The organism is Porphyrobacter sp. CACIAM 03H1 (genome assembly GCF_002215495.1).
In the GTDB taxonomy this organism is placed as follows: domain Bacteria; phylum Pseudomonadota; class Alphaproteobacteria; order Sphingomonadales; family Sphingomonadaceae; genus Erythrobacter.
Genome location: NZ_CP021378.1, coordinates 1692308 through 1707150, shown reverse-complemented (window position 1 = coordinate 1707150; position 14843 = coordinate 1692308). Strand labels below are relative to the sequence as shown.

The following is a 14843-nucleotide window of genomic DNA, read 5'->3' as shown; positions in this document are numbered from 1 at the left end:
GCGCCCCTTGGCCTTGACTCCGGTTGCAATTCGCAATTGAAATGGCGGCAAGGGGAGACCGTCATGAGCATCATTCCGGGCCGAATGACCGACAGCCATACCGGCCCTCTCGTGGTGTTCCTGATCGGCATGCGGATCAACCACTTCCACAAGGTCGGCCGGTGGTGGCCGGTGTTCCGGGCGATGGGCCCGATGATCCGGGAACTCAGCCGCAATCCCGAGAGCGGGTTCCTCGGCACGGAGTTCGCCCTGTGCTCCCCGCGCCAGATTTTGCTGCTCCAATACTGGCGCGATTTCGACAGCCTCGAGGCCTATGCCCGCAACCGCGACGCGCAGCACTGGCCGGCATGGACCGCCTTCAACCGCAGCATCGGCAATGACGGGACGGTGGGGATCTATCACGAGACCTACGTCGTCGCGGGCGGCGCGCACGAGACGGTCTATGGCAACATGCCGCCGTTCGGCCTCGGGCGCGTCAGCGGGCTGGTGCCGGCGACCGGATCGCGCAATGCCGCGCGCGAGCGGATGCGCGCGGGTTCCGGAGCTTTCGCCGACGATGCATGAGGAAGGAGCCGGGCGACCCGCCGCAATCCACCTGGGCTGCTGCCTTCCGGCCCTGACCCGGTGAGCGGACGCAAACGTCCACCCGACTCCCGAGTGGGCATATGGCGTCCGGCAGGCGAAACGTCAACTCAGCGGAAATTGTCCGCGTAGGCCTGGAGCTTCAACCGCCGCGGCGGCGTGGCGATCACGCGCGCAGGGATGCCGTATTTCTCGGCATAGGCACGCGCCGCATCCTTCGACGGGAAGGTGAGCTTCACTTGCGACTGCGTGTCGGCGCTCCCGGTCCAGCCCATCAGCGGATCGGCGAAGCGTGCCTCGGACTGCTCGAACTCCAGCACCCATTCATCGGTATGGGCCTTGCCGGACTGCATCGCGTGCTTGGGCTTCTGGTAGATACGTGCGCTCATGGCCCGCCCTTAGATCACGAATCGCTGCGGTTGAAGGCGTTTTTGGTCTTCATGCTCGGCTTTTCCAGCCACGGCTGATCGGGCCAGCGATGCTTGGGATAGCGGCCCTTCATGTCCTTGACCACGTCGCGCCAGCTGCCGCGCCAGAAGCCGGGCAAGTCGCGGGTCGACTGGATCGGGCGGCCCGCCGGGCTGGTGAGCTTGAGCAGCAACGGGGTGCTGCCGATCATCGGCTGCGTGTCGAGCCCGAAGAGGCCCTGGACCCTGACCTCGACGCTCGGCGCGTCGTCGCCGGCGTAATCGATCGGGTGGCGCGTGTCGGCGGGCGAGGTGAAATGGGTGGGCGCAGCCTTGTCGAGCGTTGCGCGGGCATTCCAGTCGAGCAGCCCCAGAGCGGCCTCGGCTAAGCGATGCGGCGGCAGGTCGAGATCGCGACGGCCCGCCAGCAGCGGGGCGAGCCACTCGCCGGCACGCGCAGACAAGGCCTCGGGCGAAAGCGCCTCAACCCCGGCGAAGCGGGCGCGGGCGAGGAAGCCTTCGGGCATGAGTTCCCCCAGTTTCTCCAGCGCTTTTTCCACTAGGATATCCACAAGCAGCGCCGGATCGGGCGCAGGCTCAGGAACGCTTGCCAGCACGATCGCCCCGAGCCGCCGCTCGCGCCGGGCTTCGACCCGGTTCTTCTGCTCGTTCCAGCGGGTTGTGACGCGTTCCTGAAGTTCGTCCACAAACAGGGCCGCGATGCGGTCGGACGCGATCTCCGCCCCCGCCGTGATGCGCGCACCCTTGGCCTGACCCTGCGCATCGCCGATCACGATCCATTCGGCCCGCGCCAGCGGTGAGGCGGAGTCGAGGATATAGCCCCTCCCCCCGGCGCTGATCCAGCTCTCGCCCGAAGGGTCGCGGCGGCGGGCGATGAAATCGGGACGGGCGAGCGCGAGGGCTTCGGCAGCATCCTGCACGGGGCTCGTGCCGATAACGCCTGCAAGCTTGGCCACCTGCCCTGCCCAACCCCTCGCGATCCCCGCCGCCGCCGCGCTGCGCGGCGCGCGGTCGCCGCGCCAGCGGGCGAGGCGCTGCATCAGGTCCTCGCCGCGCCCACCGAGGCCGCGTTCCTGGAGCAGCATCACCAGCCGCGCGGCATCCTCGCCGCAACCCGCCGCAGCGCCGTGGAGCACGGCGGCGGCCTGATCGGGGGCCATCGGCAGGCTCGCCACGGCTTGCCCGAACGGCGTGATCCGCCCGCCTGCGTCGAGCGCGCCCAGCGCCTCAAGCGCCCGCCGCGCGGCGGCGACCGAAGCCTCGGGGGGCGGGTCGAGCCACGGCAGGCTGGCCGGATCGGCAGTGCCCCATTTCGCCAGCCGCAGCAGCAGTGGTGCAAGGTCGGCCTGCATGATTTCGGCCGGCGCGAATTCGGGTCGGCCGGCGTGGCCCGCCTCTTCCCACAGGCGGTAGGCAACGCCCGGCCCCTGCCGCGCCGCGCGCCCCGCCCGCTGCGCCGCCGAGGCTTGCGAGGCGCGGCGGGTGACGAGATGGGTGGTCCCCGCCGCGCGGTCGAATTCGGCAAGGCGCGCGAGCCCGCTGTCGACCACCACGCTCACCCCGTCGAGCGTCAGCGAGGTCTCGGCAATCGCGGTCGCAAGGACGATGCGTCGCCGCCCTTCGGGATCACGACGGATCGCGGCGCGCTGGGCGGCGGGTTCGATCTGGCCATGGAGCGGGTGGATCGGGGTGCCTGCGAGGCGTGGCTCCAACCGCTCGCGCACCCGCTCGATCTCGCGCACGCCCGGCAGGAAGGCGAGAATGTCGCCGGCCTCTTCACGCCACGCGGTGAGGATGGCGCCAGCCATACGATCCTCGATCGCCTGCGAAGCATCGCCTCCAAGCCACTTTATCGCCAAGGGAAAGCTGCGCCCCTCGCTTTCGATCACGGCCGCGCCCTCGCCGAGCAGCCGGGCAAAGCGCGCACCGTCGATCGTGGCCGACATCAAGAGCACGCGCAGGTCCTCGCGCAGCACGGCGCGGGTCTCCAATGCCAGCGCAAGGCCCAGATCACTGTCGAGCGCGCGCTCGTGCGCCTCATCGAACAGCACCGCCGAGACACCGGGCAATTCCGGGTCCTCCACCAGCCGGTTCACCAAGATCGCCTCGGTCACGACGAGTATGCGGGTGCGCGCGGAGACCTTGCTGTCGAGCCGGGTCATGTAGCCGACCGTCTCGCCCGGCTTCTCGCCGAGCAGTTCCGCCATGCGCTCGGCGGCGGCGCGGGCTGCGACGCGGCGCGGCGAGGTGAGGATGATCTGGCCGGTGCACCACGCCTCGCCCAGCAGATCGGGCGCGACAGCGGTGGTTTTCCCCGCCCCCGGCGGCGCGATCAGCACGGCAGCGCCTGCCCCGGCCAGGGCGGCGCGGATCTGCGGCAGTACGGCGTGAATGGGAAGGTCGGGCTTCACGCCCCGCCCGATAGCTTGCTCAATGCCCCCGCGCGACCGCGAATTGCGCGGCTTCCGCCATCGCCTGACGCGCCTTGCCGTCCGGGAAGATCGAGATCGCGTCGATCGCACGGTGCGCGAAGTGGCGCGCCCGTTCGCGCGTGTCCTCGACCGCGTTGTGCCGGCCGATCAGCCCTATCGCATGGGCGAGGTCCGCGTCGGAGGTGCGGTGGCCGAGGATCGCGTCCTTCCAGAACCGGCGCTCTTCCTCGTTGCCGCGGGCATAGGCGAGGATCACCGGCAGGGTCATCTTGCCCTCACGGAAATCGTCGCCCTGGTCCTTGCCCATCTCGGCGGCATCGGAATCGTAGTCGATCGCATCGTCCACCAGCTGGAAGGCGACCCCGAGATTGCGCCCGTAGGCCTCGAGCGCGCGCTCCTGCTCCTCCGAGCACTCCGCCACAACCGCGCTGATCTGGCTGGCGGCGGCGAACAAGGCGGCGGTCTTGGCGCCGATGATGTGGAGGTATTGTTCCTCGCTCGTGGTGATCTGGCGCTGGGCGGAAAGCTGCGAGACCTCGCCCTCCGCGATCACCGCGCTTGCCCGCGAAAGGATCGAGAGGACGCGCAAGGAGCCGTCCTCGGTCATCAGTTCGAAGGCGCGGGAGAACAGGAAATCGCCGACCAGCACGGTCGCGGGATTGCCGAAGATGATGTTGGCCGCCGCCTTGCCGCGCCGCAGCTCGCTGCCGTCGACCACGTCGTCGTGGAGCAGCGTGGCAGTGTGGATGAACTCGACCGCGGCGGCGAGCTTGTGGTGGCGCGTGCCCTTGTAGCCGACCAGCTCCGCCCCAGCGAGGGTCAGCATCGGCCGCAGCCGCTTTCCGCCGCCGCTGATGAGGTGCCCGGCGAGGCGCGGAATGAGCGGGATCTCGCTCTGCATCCGCTCGAGGATGACGGCGTTGACCGAATTCATGCCCGCTGCCGTGAGCGACAGCATGGGATCGAGTGTCGGTGCCTTGCGCGGCAGGGGAATGATGTCGGCACTCATGCTGGCCAAGGCTCTAGGGCGGCCCCAGCGTGCTTGGCAAGCGCAGAATTGCTGCTAATCCTGCGCCCCATGTCGCATGATCCGCAACACTCCGGCGCGCCCGATCCGGTGCTCGCGGCCTTCCGCAAGAGCATCGACAACATCGATGCGGCGCTGATCCACATGCTCGCCGAGCGGTTCCGGATCACCCAGGCCGTGGGCGAATACAAGGCCAAGGCGACCCTCCCCCCTGCCGATCCGGATCGCGAGGCCCGCCAGATCGCGCGGCTGCGGAAGCTGTCGGAAGAGGCTGATCTCGACCCCGAATTCTCCGAGAAGTTCCTGCGCTTCATCATCGACGAGGTGATCCGCCACCACGAGCGCGCGCAGGCGGGCTGAGGCGCGTCAGGGCGTCTCGTCCTGCGGCGGCTCGCTGGGCGGAAGAGCGGGCAGCGGCGTCGCCTGATCGCGCAGGCTTTCGAGCAGTTCGGCGCGCTCGCGCAGGATCCGGGCCTGGTTGCGGGTGAGGCGCTCGGTCTCGCCATTGGCGAGCAGGACGAACCGTCCCCGCCGCGCCTGGATGATTGGCGCGCCGAGACAGGTGGCGTCGCGCCCCAGTTCCTCGTCGCATTGCGGGCCGATCCCCGTGCGGTCGAGGGTCGGCACAGCATAGGGATTGTTGAAGACGGTGCGCTCGCCCGCCTGCGGGTCAGGGCTGGCGCAGCCGGTCAGCGCGGTTGCGGCGAGGATCATGCTGCACCTTGCCTTGCCCATGCTCCGACCCTTCCTCCACGAACGGCTTTTCAATGGCTTGCCAGCCGTGAACCGCGGGTGAACCGGATAAACCGGGCAAGGGCACGCAGGCTCTTGGGCGAGCCTGCGTGCCCCCGCGCGCTCCATCGGGGATGGCAGGGCTGCGGGGCGGCGCAGCCTGCCTGGCAGCGCGCGGAGCGGGTCGGTCAGCCGCGCGGGCGGCGGCCGCGGGGCGGCTTGGCGCCTTGGGGCCTGCTACGCGAGACGCTGTGGTTCACCTGTCCGTCGCCGCGGGTGGTGGCGCGGCTGCGGGAGCCGATCACCTCGCCGGCGGAATTGGTAACGCTCTGGCTCGCCTGCGAATTGCCCTGGCCGTCACGGCTGCGGCTTCCCGCAACGCCATAGCTCTGCCCCCTCGCACCCGTGGCGGTGCCTTCGAAGGTCGAGCCGTTCTCGGTCCGCGTGCGCTCCCCGGCGAAGCTGCGCGAATTGCCGCGCGGGCCGGTCTGGACGACATCGACCGTGGCGCCCGTTTCGGTCCGCTGGCGCACCGCGCTGCTGGTGGCGGTGTTGCCCGTGGCGGTGCTGGTCACACTGCGGTCCCGCGTGGCGGTGCCGGTGTCGGGGTTGACGGTGGTGGTCTGGACGGCGCTGACATTGGGGCCTTCATAGGTCTTGGTGCTGCTCTGCTCCTGCGCGGCAAGAGGCGCGGCGGAGGCCAGCGCGGTCAGCGAGGCGAGCATCAGACGGGTCTTGAACATGACAGATTCCTCCGTGCGAACATGGGTTTGCGGGGTCTTCGGCAGGCAAGGGGGTGATGCCGCCGGTGACATGGAGGAAACGTGGAGGGAGCGATGACCCTTCGCGCCGGGTGCGGTTTTTCGCTCAGTTCTCCGGGACACCGCCGGGTTCGTCCGGAGCCGTGCCGGATCGGGACAGGTCGGTGCCTGCATCGGGTGAGGCAGGGGCCGGCGCGGCACCTTGCAGACGTTCGGCACGAAGCTGGCGCCATTCCTCGATCAGGGCACGGCGCTCCTCGGGAGAGGCCTGCTGCAAGGCGCGGCGCCGTTCCCCGGGCGGCATCCGGCGCAGGCGCTCGATCCGTTCGCGGCGTTCGAGCGTGCGGCGGTCCTCGCGCAGCGGCCGGAGGATGTCCTCGCGGGTCAGGGCTTCCCCGCTCTCGACCCTGCGCTCCATTTCCTCGCGGCGCACCTTCACCCGCTCGTCGAGAAACTGCTCGCGGCGCGTGCGGGCGTCCTCGATCCGCTGGCGCAGGCGAGCCTCCTGTTCCGCGGTCGGCACCGGCAGGCCGGCGGCGCGGCGGCGCTCGATCTCGCTGGCAATGCGCTGGTCGATGATCTGGCCACGCTCCTCGCGGCGGCCCTTGCGCACCTCGTCGATGCGGCGGAAGGCCTCGCCGAGTTCCTCGGGCGTGTCGATCGGGCCGACGATTGCGACGGGGGCCGGGGTGACGGGATCGGCAGCAGCGGGGCGCGGCGTCGACGGCGCGGGCGCCGGCGCGGCGGCGGCCGTGCCGGTCAGGCTCGCCCAGACCTTGCCCGCCGAGGGCACGGGAAGATCGAGCCGCCCGAGCAGACCCGTCGCCGCCGCCGCCGTGGCGAGCGCACCGAAACTGGCGAGACCGATCGCGATGCGCCGCCCCATCCGCCAGCCCCGCCCACCGCGCGCCGGGCGACGCAGCTCGGGCAGCGGTGCCAAGGTCGTCGCGGGCCGCGCCTCGGCAGCCGCAAGGACGCGATCGGCAAAGCCCGCCGACAGCGGGGGCGGCGCATAGCCGTCGAGCGCCCGCGCGAGCGGGCTGCCGGGACGGATCGGCGCGCCCTGGTCCTGATCGTTCACGCTCATCGCGTGCCTCCTTGCGCCGCGAAGGCCTGGCGCAGCGCCGCCCGGGCGCGATGCAGCAGGGATTCGAAGGCCTTGATGTTCATCTCCATCGCCTCTGCCGCCTCGGCATTGGACAATTCCTCGTAATAGGTCAGCACGATCGCCGCGCGCTGGCGCTCGGGGAGCGCAAGCACGAGACGACGGGCCAGCCCGTCGCGCTCGTCCGCCTCGATCAGCGCGTCGGCGAGCGGCGCCTCGTCCTCGCGGTCGGGGACCTCGCCATCCGACAGCCGCCGCGACCGGCGCAGGCGGTCGATGGCGAGATTCGTCACCACCCGCTGCAACCACCCGCCGAGCCGCAGGGTGCCCGCCGCCTGGCTGCCCGACGGATGGCGCGCGGCGATCGCCGGGGCTTGGTCCCACAGCCGCAGGCACGCCTCCTGCACGATGTCCTCCGCCTCGTGCGCGTCGCCCGTCATCCGGAAGGCGGTGCGGTGCAGAGCGCCTGCGTGCCGCGAGATGATGTCGCGCAGCGCCGCGGGGTCGCGGGCCGCCAGCCGCGCCGCCAGCGCCGCATCATCGCCGGGGCCGGCGACACGCGGTGCACGGAGGGAAGGCTCGCTGCCTGCAGTCATCTCGTCTCGCGCAAATGGCCCCGTTTGCGTCAGTCTGTCGCGGCCTCAACGCTGCGCCTGCCGGAACCCTTCGCGGCCGGCGCGCGAAAAAATCAGTCCGCCCGTGGCAGGCGCAGCTCGACCAGTAGGCCGCCGAGATCCTCGCTCTCGCGCAGCGCGACGCTGCCGCCGTAGATTTCCGCCACGTCGCGGACGATCGCAAGGCCGAGACCCGTGCCGGGCTTGTCGGTGTCGAGCCTCACCCCGCGGTCGAAGATGCGTATGCGTTCGGCTTCGGGAATGCCCGCGCCGTCATCCTCGACCCAGATGAGGCACATCTTCGGATCGCGCGGGGCCTCGTCCTCGTCGGGATCGATGGTGACGAACACGCTTCCGCCGCCATATTTCGCAGCGTTCTCGATCAGGTTGCCGAGCAGTTCGTCGAGGTCCTGCCGCTCCAGCGCAACCGTCGCGGTCTTGTCTCCGGCGATATCGAGGCGCCCTTGCGGATAGAGCCGCTCGACCGCGCGCCGCACCGCCTCTGCGCTCGCCATGACATTGGTACGCGCATGACCCACCGCCCGGCGACCGACGGCACGGGCACGGGCGAGGTGGTGGTCGACATGGCGCTGCATGGTGCGCGTCTCGCGCATCACCGCATCGCCGAGATCCGGCGCCCGGGCGGTGGCGGCGTTGGTGAGCACGGTCAGGGGGGTCTTGAGCGCGTGGGCGAGATTGCCCGCATGGCGGCGCGCTTCCTCGGCCTGCTTCTCGGAGTGTTCGAGCAGTGCGTTCAATTCCTCCACCAGCGGCTGCACTTCCAGAGGCAGGGGATCGGTGATGCGGTTCGCGCCAGTGGTGCGCAGGTTCTGGATCGCAGCACGCACCCGCCTCAGCGGCGAAAGGCCGTAGCGCACCTGCATCACCGCCATAAGCAGCAGGCCGAGGCCGAGGATGGCGAAGCTCCAGATCAGGATCAGCCGCACGCGCCCGATCTGGGTGTCCATCTGCTCGGTGGCGCTGGCGACCGCGAAGGTCCAGCGCGTCTCGCTCCCCGGCAGGATGATGGTCCGCTCGGCGATCCGCAGCGGCTCGCCGGGGAACTGGTCGGAATTGTAGAAATGAACCTCGCTGTCGAAATGGTCGCCCTCGGCCTCGACACCCTGAAGGCGCAGCGTGCGGTCCCACAGGCTGCGCGAGGGCCAGGGGTCGTGCCCGACGCCGCTGACCTGCCAATAGAGCCCGCTGCCCGGCTCGAGGAACCGCTGGTCACCGAGCGTGCGGTAGAATTGCACTTCGCCGAAGGCGTCGATCTCGGCGGCGGAGATCATGGCGGTGAGGATGTAGTCGAGCTGCTCGTCGAAATTGGCCTCGACCTGCGTCGTCAGGGTGCGTTCGAGCGCGATGCCGCCGCCGAGCAGGAGCACGGAGATCCACCCGGCCGCGATCAGCGTCATGCGCCGGGCGAGGCTGGCGCGGGGCCTTGCGCCGGGCGGAGGCGGGGCGCTCTCTTCCGGCACGATCACGGCCCCGCCCGCAGGCAAGGCTGATGCGCCATCGCCGCCGGCTGCCGGCGCCTCAGGCGCGCGGCTGGTCGGCGGGGTCGTCGAGGCTGTAACCGAGGCCACGGATCGTCGTAATCACGTCTGCGCCGAGCTTCTTGCGGATGCGGGTGACGAAGACTTCGATGGTGTTCGAATCCCGGTCGAAATCCTGGTCGTAGATGTGCTCGATCAGTTCGGTGCGGCTCACCACCTTGCCCTTGTGGTGCATCAGGTAGCTGAGCAGCTTGTATTCCTGCGCGGTGAGCTTCACCGGCTCGCCGGCCAGCGTCACCCGGCCCGAACGGGTGTCGAGCCGCACGTCGCCTGCAGTCAGTTCGGACGAGGTGTTGCCCGAGGCGCGGCGGATCAGGGCGCGCAGGCGGGCGATCAGTTCCTCGGTCTGGAAGGGCTTGGCGAGGTAATCGTCGGCCCCTGCATCGAGGCCCGCCACCTTGTCCGACCAGCTGTCGCGCGCGGTCAGCACCAGCACCGGGAAGGTGCGCCCTTCGCGCCGCCACATGCCGAGCACGGTCAGCCCGTCGATTTCGGGCAGGCCGAGGTCGAGCACCACCGCGTCGTAATCCTCGGTCGAGCCCATGAAGTGCCCGTCCTCGCCATCGGTCGAAAGGTCGACGGCATAGCCCTGCCCTTCGAGTGTCGCCTTGAGCTGGGCGCCGAGAGTGGGTTCGTCTTCGACGATCAGAATGCGCATGATCCACCAATTTCCTGCGTGTTGATGGGCCGCGTGGTGCGCTTTTGGTGCGGGGGCGTCAAGCGAACCCCTCGCGCGCCCGGCCCTGCTGTCCCCCGCCGATTGCCCATGCGTCCGGCCGTCAGCGCGAGCGGCCGATGATCCGCCCGGTGCGGGCATCGACATCGACATAGGTCACGCGGCCATCCTTGATGAACTTGAGACGATAGGCCCGCGCGGTCGAATCATAGGCAAAGCCGAGATATTCGGCATCGCGCATCGTCGGCAGGATCCGCGCCTCGATCTCGCCCGAGCGCATGATCGTGCCCGCCTGCGCCTCGCGGCGCGCCTCGCCCTGGTCGCCGCGCGCCTGCTCCTGGGCGCAGGCGGGGGAACCGGCGAGGACGGCGGCGGCAAACAGGCCGGATATCAGGGCGGAACGGAGTTTCATGACACGATCATGCCTAGGCTGTGTCCATTGAACAAGCCGTGAATGGTTCAGCGCGGCGTTGCGGCGCCGCCCTGGCCGACCAGCTCGTAGGTGACGGTGACGCTGATCCCCGCCGCCACCAGCCCGGGCTGCACAGGCGGCGGCGCGGCGGCGACGTCCAGCGAACGCTTGGCCATCATCATCTCGGGCATGGGCCCGCTGCCCGCCATGCTCTCGCTGATCGCGAGCACCCTGACGCCCTCGTAGCCGAGCATTGTGGCATAGGCCTCGGCCTGCCCGGCGGCACGCGCCAGGGCCCGCTTGCGCGCCTCGGCCTTGGCCGGCTCGTCATTGTCGATGCCGAAGCTCGGGCCGCTGAGGTCGGTCGCCCCGGCCTCGACCAGCGCATCGAGCACCCGTCCGGTATCGTCGATCTTGCGCAGCACCACGCTGACCCGGTTCGCGGCCTGATAGCCGCGGAACACCTGACGCTGGGTCTGCTGGTCGTAATCGTAGCGGGCGTTAAGGTTGATGCCGGTCGTTTGGATGTCCTTTTCGGCGATCCCAAGCGCCTTGATGCGCGCGACAACCTTCTGCATCTCTTCCGAATTCTGGCGCAACGCCGCGGTCGCGGTGGGCGCCTCGGTGGTGACGCCCGCACCGATCGTGGCGGTGTCTGGCGCGACCTCGACGCTCTCGAATACGTTGAGTTCGACCACTGGCCCTGCGGGAGCGATGGTGACCTGCGGCGCAGCCGCCGCCGCGGCGGGCAGGGCCAGCGATGAGGCGGCGGCGAGAGCGAGGGCGGGCTTGATCATTGTGCAGCATCCTTCTTCGGTTCGCCGCGCCCTTGGACCGGACGGCCTTTCGCGCGACTGAACCGGATCGCGGCAGCGGGCTTGCCGCCGGCCAGCCCAGTCCCTAGGGGCTGCGCACCATGGCGCAACCACCCATCTTCTCGTTCGAGGGCCTCGCCTTGCAACAGGGCGGGCGCTGGCTGTTCGGCGGCCCGACCCCGACGACGGGCGCCGCTCCGATCGATCTCCATGTGCTCCCCGGCGACCGGCTGGCGCTGATCGGGAGGAACGGGGCGGGCAAGACGACGCTCCTGCGGCTCATCACCGGGCGGATCGAGGCGGACCGCGGGCAGCGCCGGGTCAAGCCGGGGACGCGGATCGTGTTCCTCGAACAGGAGCCTGATTTCACGCCCTTTTCCACCCTCATGGAGTTCGCCACCGGCGGCGAGGACGCGCCCGCCGTGCACGAGGTGGAGGCCATCGCCGGCCAGCTCGGCATCGACATGAGCCGGCCCGCCGCCACCGCCAGCGGCGGCGAGAAGCGGCGCGCCGCGATTGCGCGCGCGTTGGCGCAGGAGCCCGATCTGCTGCTGCTGGACGAGCCCACCAACCACCTCGATCTGGGTGCGATCGACTGGCTGGAGGACTGGCTCTCGCGCTACCGCGGGGCCTTCATCACCATCTCCCACGACCGCACCTTCCTCACCCGCCTGACGCGGGCGACGCTGTGGCTGGACCGGGGCACCTTGCGCCGCAAGGAGATCGGCTTCGGCGGCTACGAGGCGTGGGAAGAACAGGTCTATGCCGAGGAGGCCCGGGCCGCGGAACGCCTTGATGCCAAACTGAAAATCGAGGCGCACTGGCTCGAGCGCGGGGTCACCGCGAGGCGCAAGCGCAACCAGGGGCGGCTGGAGAAGCTCCACCAGATGCGCGCCGTGCGGGCGGCGATGATCTCGGGCGCGGGGACGGCCAAGCTCAAGCTTGCCTCGGATGACGACTTCAAGTCCAAGTCCGTGATCGTTGCCGACAACATTTCAAAGACTTACGGGGAACGGCCAATCATCAAGCCGTTCTCGCTCAGGATCCAGAACGGCGACCGCATCGGGATCGTCGGCGCGAACGGGGCGGGCAAGACCACCCTGTTGAAATTGCTTACGAAAGAGCTCGAGTCCGACACCGGCAGCGTCACCCACGCCCGCACCCTCTCGGGGGTGATGATCGACCAGCAGCGCAAGATCCTCGAACCCGGCGCCACGGTGCGCCAGATCCTCGCGCAGGGGGGCGACTGGATCGACGTGCGGGGGGTGAGGAAGCACGTCCAGGCCTATCTCAAGGACTTCCTGTTCGATCCCGGCCTCGTCGACACCAAGGTCGGCATCCTCTCGGGCGGCGAGCGCTCGCGCCTGCTGCTCGCCCGCGAGTTCACGCGCACAGCGAACCTCCTCGTGCTCGACGAGCCGACCAATGATCTCGACCTCGAAACCCTTGATCTTCTTCAGGAAGTCATCGCCGATTTCGAGGGCACCGTGCTGATCGTCAGCCACGACCGCGACTTCCTCGACCGCACCGTGACGATCACGCTCGGCCTCGACGGGTCGGGCAAGGTGGATATCGTGGCGGGCGGCTATGCCGACTGGGAAGCGCGGCGAAGGCCGCTGCGCGAGGCGGCAAAGACCCCGCAACGACCGCGCGACGACCACGCAACGACTGCGGCAAGGAGCGGCAACGACAAGGCCCCCCCGGCCAGCGTCAAACTGTCCTACAAGGACCAGCGCGATTACGAGATCCTGCCCAGGCGGATCGAGGAACTCGAAGCCGCGATCGCTAAAGGCGAGGCGCTGCTGGCCGATCCGGACCTCTACGCGAAGGACCCGAAGAAGTTCGCGACCATCAGCCAGGGGATCGCCAATGCCCGGGCCGAGAAGGACGCGGCGGAAGAACGCTGGCTGATGCTCGCGGAAATGGTCGAGGGGTGAGCGCCCCCGCACCGGGGCACGATCACGTCGAGGACCTGAGGCGCCGCATCGCCGCCTGCACCCTGTGCGCAGCGCACCTGCCAGCGGGCCCCCGCCCCGTCGCCCGCTTTTCCGCCACCGCGCGCATCCTGATCATCGGACAGGCGCCGGGCAGCAAGGTCCACGTAAGCGGCATTCCGTGGGACGACGACAGCGGCGACCGGCTGCGCGGCTGGCTCGGGATCGACAAGCAGACCTTCTACGACGCGGCCAAGGTCGCGCAGATGCCGATGGGCTTCTGCTATCCGGGCAAGGCGAGCGGGGGCGACATGCCGCCGCGCCGGGAATGCGCGCCGCAGTGGCACGATGCGGTGCTGGGCGTGCTGCCCGAGGACCGCCTGACCCTGCTGGTCGGCATCCATGCGCAGGCGCGCTACCTGCCGCACCTGAAGCGCCTCTCGCTTGCGGAGCGGGTCGCGCGCTTCGGCGAGGACCTGCCTTTCGTCGCCCTCCCCCACCCGGCCTGGCGCTCCCGGCTGTTCATGGCGAAGCACCCGTGGTTCGAGGCCGAGGTGCTGCCGCCGCTGCGCGCCATGATCGCGCAGAGGCTCAGGTGATGCGGTAGAATTCCGCCACCCGCTCGAGCGCGATCCGCAGGACCAGCTTGCCGCTGCGCGCCGGCCAGCCGAGGCTTTTCTCGGCATCGGGCAGCGCCTCGCCGGCGCAGACGACGCGCCACAGAATGTCCTCCAGCCCCTTGCCTGCCGCCTTGATCGCGCCGTCGAACCGCCGGCGCGCGGCGATCTGCTTCTCGGTGGGGGCGAGGCCGCGCTCGCCCGTGCCCTTCACCCGCACCGGGTCCCAGCGCATCGTGACATTGGCGGGCAGCTGAGCGCGCTCGTAATCGGCGCGCAGGGCCTCGCCCGCGTCGTGAAGCCGATCGGAGAGGTGCCCGCGCGCGTGCAGCCAGGCGAGCGGGCTTTCGGCGAGGTTGACCGTCACCGAGCGCGAACGGCGCAGCCCGCCGGGCGCGGCGGGGCGGCGGCGCGGGCCTTCGGGGGTGAGTTCGCGTTCGACGAGATGGCGTGTCATGGCTGTTCCTCCGCTGTAAGAGGCGGGGCTTGCCAATCAGGCCCATCTGTAGGAAAGGAAAAACCAATCCGGTTATATTCCGCCCGCGAGGCCTTCCGCATGACCAACCGCATCCGCGACATCCGCAAGGCCAAGGGCCTCACCCTCGCCGATCTCGCCGCCGCCTGCACGCCGCCGACCACCGCCCAGACCATCGGGCGGCTCGAGACGGGGATGCGCCAGCTCTCGCTCGGATGGATGAACCGCATCGCCGCCGCGCTGGAGATCGAGCCCGCCAGCCTGATGCGGGCCGAAAGCGGCGCGCCCGCGCAGGTCGTCGCCCAGCTGGGCGCGGGCGGACCGGAAGCTCTATCGGCCCCGCGCGAGGCGCTGCTCCCGAACGCGCTCTCCCCGCAGGACGGCCCCGCCCCGCTCGTGCTCGAAGTCACCGCCAGCGTCGGGGAATACCGCCCGGGCGACCTCGTTTGGCTGCGGCGGCTCGATCCGGCGGACACCGCCGGCGCGATCAACCGCGACTGCCTCGTGCCGCGCTCCGGCGGGCGTTTCGCCTTCGGGCGGCTGATCGACCGCAAGGGCACGCTGGTCGGCCTGCTGCCGCCGGGCGCGGGGCAGAAACAGGTGGTGGTTGACGATCCGGCATGGGTGGCGGTCGCCTTCATGCTGGTGAGGACGCTTTGAGCCGCGCGTGCTAG

At 69.9% G+C, this 14843-nt stretch carries 17 protein-coding genes and 1 other RNA gene; 5 read left to right on the top strand and 13 right to left on the bottom strand.

Going from position 1 to position 14843, the window contains the following annotated elements; translation table 11 throughout:
- Nucleotides 1-63: 63 nt before the first annotated feature.
- Nucleotides 64-564: a DUF4188 domain-containing protein gene (locus CBR61_RS08120; protein ID WP_088913905.1), complete on the top strand. Its 501-nt coding sequence runs from the start codon at nt 64-66 to the stop codon at nt 562-564.
- Here the strand turns inward: CBR61_RS08120 and ffs are convergent.
- From ffs to CBR61_RS08100, 4 genes are all read right to left on the bottom strand, one after another.
- An RNA gene (gene ffs / locus CBR61_RS08115) (signal recognition particle sRNA small type) lies at nt 563-657 on the bottom strand. The two genes, CBR61_RS08120 and ffs, sit on opposite strands and share 2 nt — an antisense overlap.
- A 35-nt stretch (nt 658-692) precedes the next feature.
- Nucleotides 693-971 (bottom strand): ETC complex I subunit, encoded by a 279-nt coding sequence (locus CBR61_RS08110; RefSeq protein WP_088913904.1) that lies wholly within the window; start codon nt 969-971, stop codon nt 693-695.
- A gap of 14 nt (nt 972-985) precedes the next feature.
- Nucleotides 986-3421: an ATP-dependent helicase HrpB gene (gene hrpB, locus CBR61_RS08105; protein ID WP_088913903.1), complete on the bottom strand. Its 2436-nt coding sequence runs from the start codon at nt 3419-3421 to the stop codon at nt 986-988.
- 19 nt (nt 3422-3440) lie between these two features.
- Nucleotides 3441-4451, bottom strand: a complete 1011-nt coding sequence (locus CBR61_RS08100) for a polyprenyl synthetase family protein (RefSeq protein WP_088915530.1) — start codon at nt 4449-4451, stop codon at nt 3441-3443.
- A 69-nt stretch (nt 4452-4520) separates the two neighbouring features.
- Between CBR61_RS08100 and CBR61_RS08095 the strand changes: the two genes are divergently transcribed.
- On the top strand, nt 4521-4829 hold the full coding sequence (locus CBR61_RS08095; protein ID WP_088913902.1) for a chorismate mutase: 309 nt from the start codon (nt 4521-4523) through the stop codon (nt 4827-4829).
- A 6-nt stretch (nt 4830-4835) separates the two neighbouring features.
- Here CBR61_RS08095 and CBR61_RS08090 read toward each other — a convergent pair whose 3' ends face one another.
- The 8 genes from CBR61_RS08090 to CBR61_RS08055 all read right to left on the bottom strand — a co-directional run bounded on the left by CBR61_RS08090 (nt 4836) and on the right by CBR61_RS08055 (nt 11125).
- Nucleotides 4836-5183 carry a hypothetical protein gene (locus tag CBR61_RS08090; RefSeq protein WP_157696534.1) on the bottom strand — a complete coding sequence of 116 codons (348 nt, stop codon included), beginning with the start codon at nt 5181-5183 and terminating at the stop codon, nt 4836-4838.
- A 206-nt stretch (nt 5184-5389) separates the two neighbouring features.
- Nucleotides 5390-5944 (bottom strand): hypothetical protein, encoded by a 555-nt coding sequence (locus tag CBR61_RS08085; RefSeq protein WP_088913900.1) that lies wholly within the window; start codon nt 5942-5944, stop codon nt 5390-5392.
- 124 nt (nt 5945-6068) lie between these two features.
- The gene (locus CBR61_RS08080) at nt 6069-7049 is read right to left on the bottom strand and encodes a hypothetical protein (RefSeq protein ID WP_088913899.1); all 981 of its coding nucleotides are present in this window, start codon (nt 7047-7049) and stop codon (nt 6069-6071) included.
- The gene (locus CBR61_RS08075) at nt 7046-7663 is read right to left on the bottom strand and encodes a sigma-70 family RNA polymerase sigma factor (RefSeq protein ID WP_088913898.1); all 618 of its coding nucleotides are present in this window, start codon (nt 7661-7663) and stop codon (nt 7046-7048) included. Before CBR61_RS08075 ends, CBR61_RS08080 begins: the two co-directional genes overlap by 4 nt.
- A gap of 92 nt (nt 7664-7755) precedes the next feature.
- Nucleotides 7756-9270: a sensor histidine kinase gene (locus CBR61_RS08070; protein ID WP_420705694.1), complete on the bottom strand. Its 1515-nt coding sequence runs from the start codon at nt 9268-9270 to the stop codon at nt 7756-7758.
- Nucleotides 9221-9898 (bottom strand): response regulator transcription factor, encoded by a 678-nt coding sequence (locus CBR61_RS08065; protein ID WP_088913897.1) that lies wholly within the window; start codon nt 9896-9898, stop codon nt 9221-9223. The genes CBR61_RS08070 and CBR61_RS08065 overlap by 50 nt, the downstream gene beginning before the upstream one ends.
- 121 nt (nt 9899-10019) lie before the next feature.
- Nucleotides 10020-10328 carry a PepSY domain-containing protein gene (locus CBR61_RS08060; RefSeq protein WP_088913896.1) on the bottom strand — a complete coding sequence of 103 codons (309 nt, stop codon included), beginning with the start codon at nt 10326-10328 and terminating at the stop codon, nt 10020-10022.
- Nucleotides 10329-10375: 47 nt separating this feature from the next.
- The gene (locus tag CBR61_RS08055) at nt 10376-11125 is read right to left on the bottom strand and encodes an SIMPL domain-containing protein (RefSeq protein WP_172835934.1); all 750 of its coding nucleotides are present in this window, start codon (nt 11123-11125) and stop codon (nt 10376-10378) included.
- Nucleotides 11126-11244: 119 nt separating this feature from the next.
- Here CBR61_RS08055 and CBR61_RS08050 point away from each other — a divergent pair, with 119 nt between their 5' ends.
- The gene (locus CBR61_RS08050) at nt 11245-13080 is read left to right on the top strand and encodes an ABC-F family ATP-binding cassette domain-containing protein (RefSeq protein WP_088913895.1); all 1836 of its coding nucleotides are present in this window, start codon (nt 11245-11247) and stop codon (nt 13078-13080) included.
- Complete coding sequence (locus CBR61_RS08045; protein ID WP_088913894.1) at nt 13077-13676, top strand: uracil-DNA glycosylase family protein; 600 nt, start codon at nt 13077-13079, stop codon at nt 13674-13676. Before CBR61_RS08050 ends, CBR61_RS08045 begins: the two co-directional genes overlap by 4 nt.
- On the opposite strand, the gene CBR61_RS08040 is transcribed toward CBR61_RS08045, so the two are convergent.
- Nucleotides 13669-14151: a DUF6456 domain-containing protein gene (locus tag CBR61_RS08040; protein WP_088913893.1), complete on the bottom strand. Its 483-nt coding sequence runs from the start codon at nt 14149-14151 to the stop codon at nt 13669-13671. The genes CBR61_RS08045 and CBR61_RS08040 overlap by 8 nt on opposite strands.
- A 99-nt stretch (nt 14152-14250) precedes the next feature.
- On the opposite strand from CBR61_RS08040, the gene CBR61_RS08035 reads away from it, so the two are divergent.
- Complete coding sequence (locus CBR61_RS08035) at nt 14251-14829, top strand: helix-turn-helix domain-containing protein (RefSeq protein ID WP_088913892.1); 579 nt, start codon at nt 14251-14253, stop codon at nt 14827-14829.
- The last annotated feature ends 14 nt before the right edge of the window (nt 14830-14843 follow it).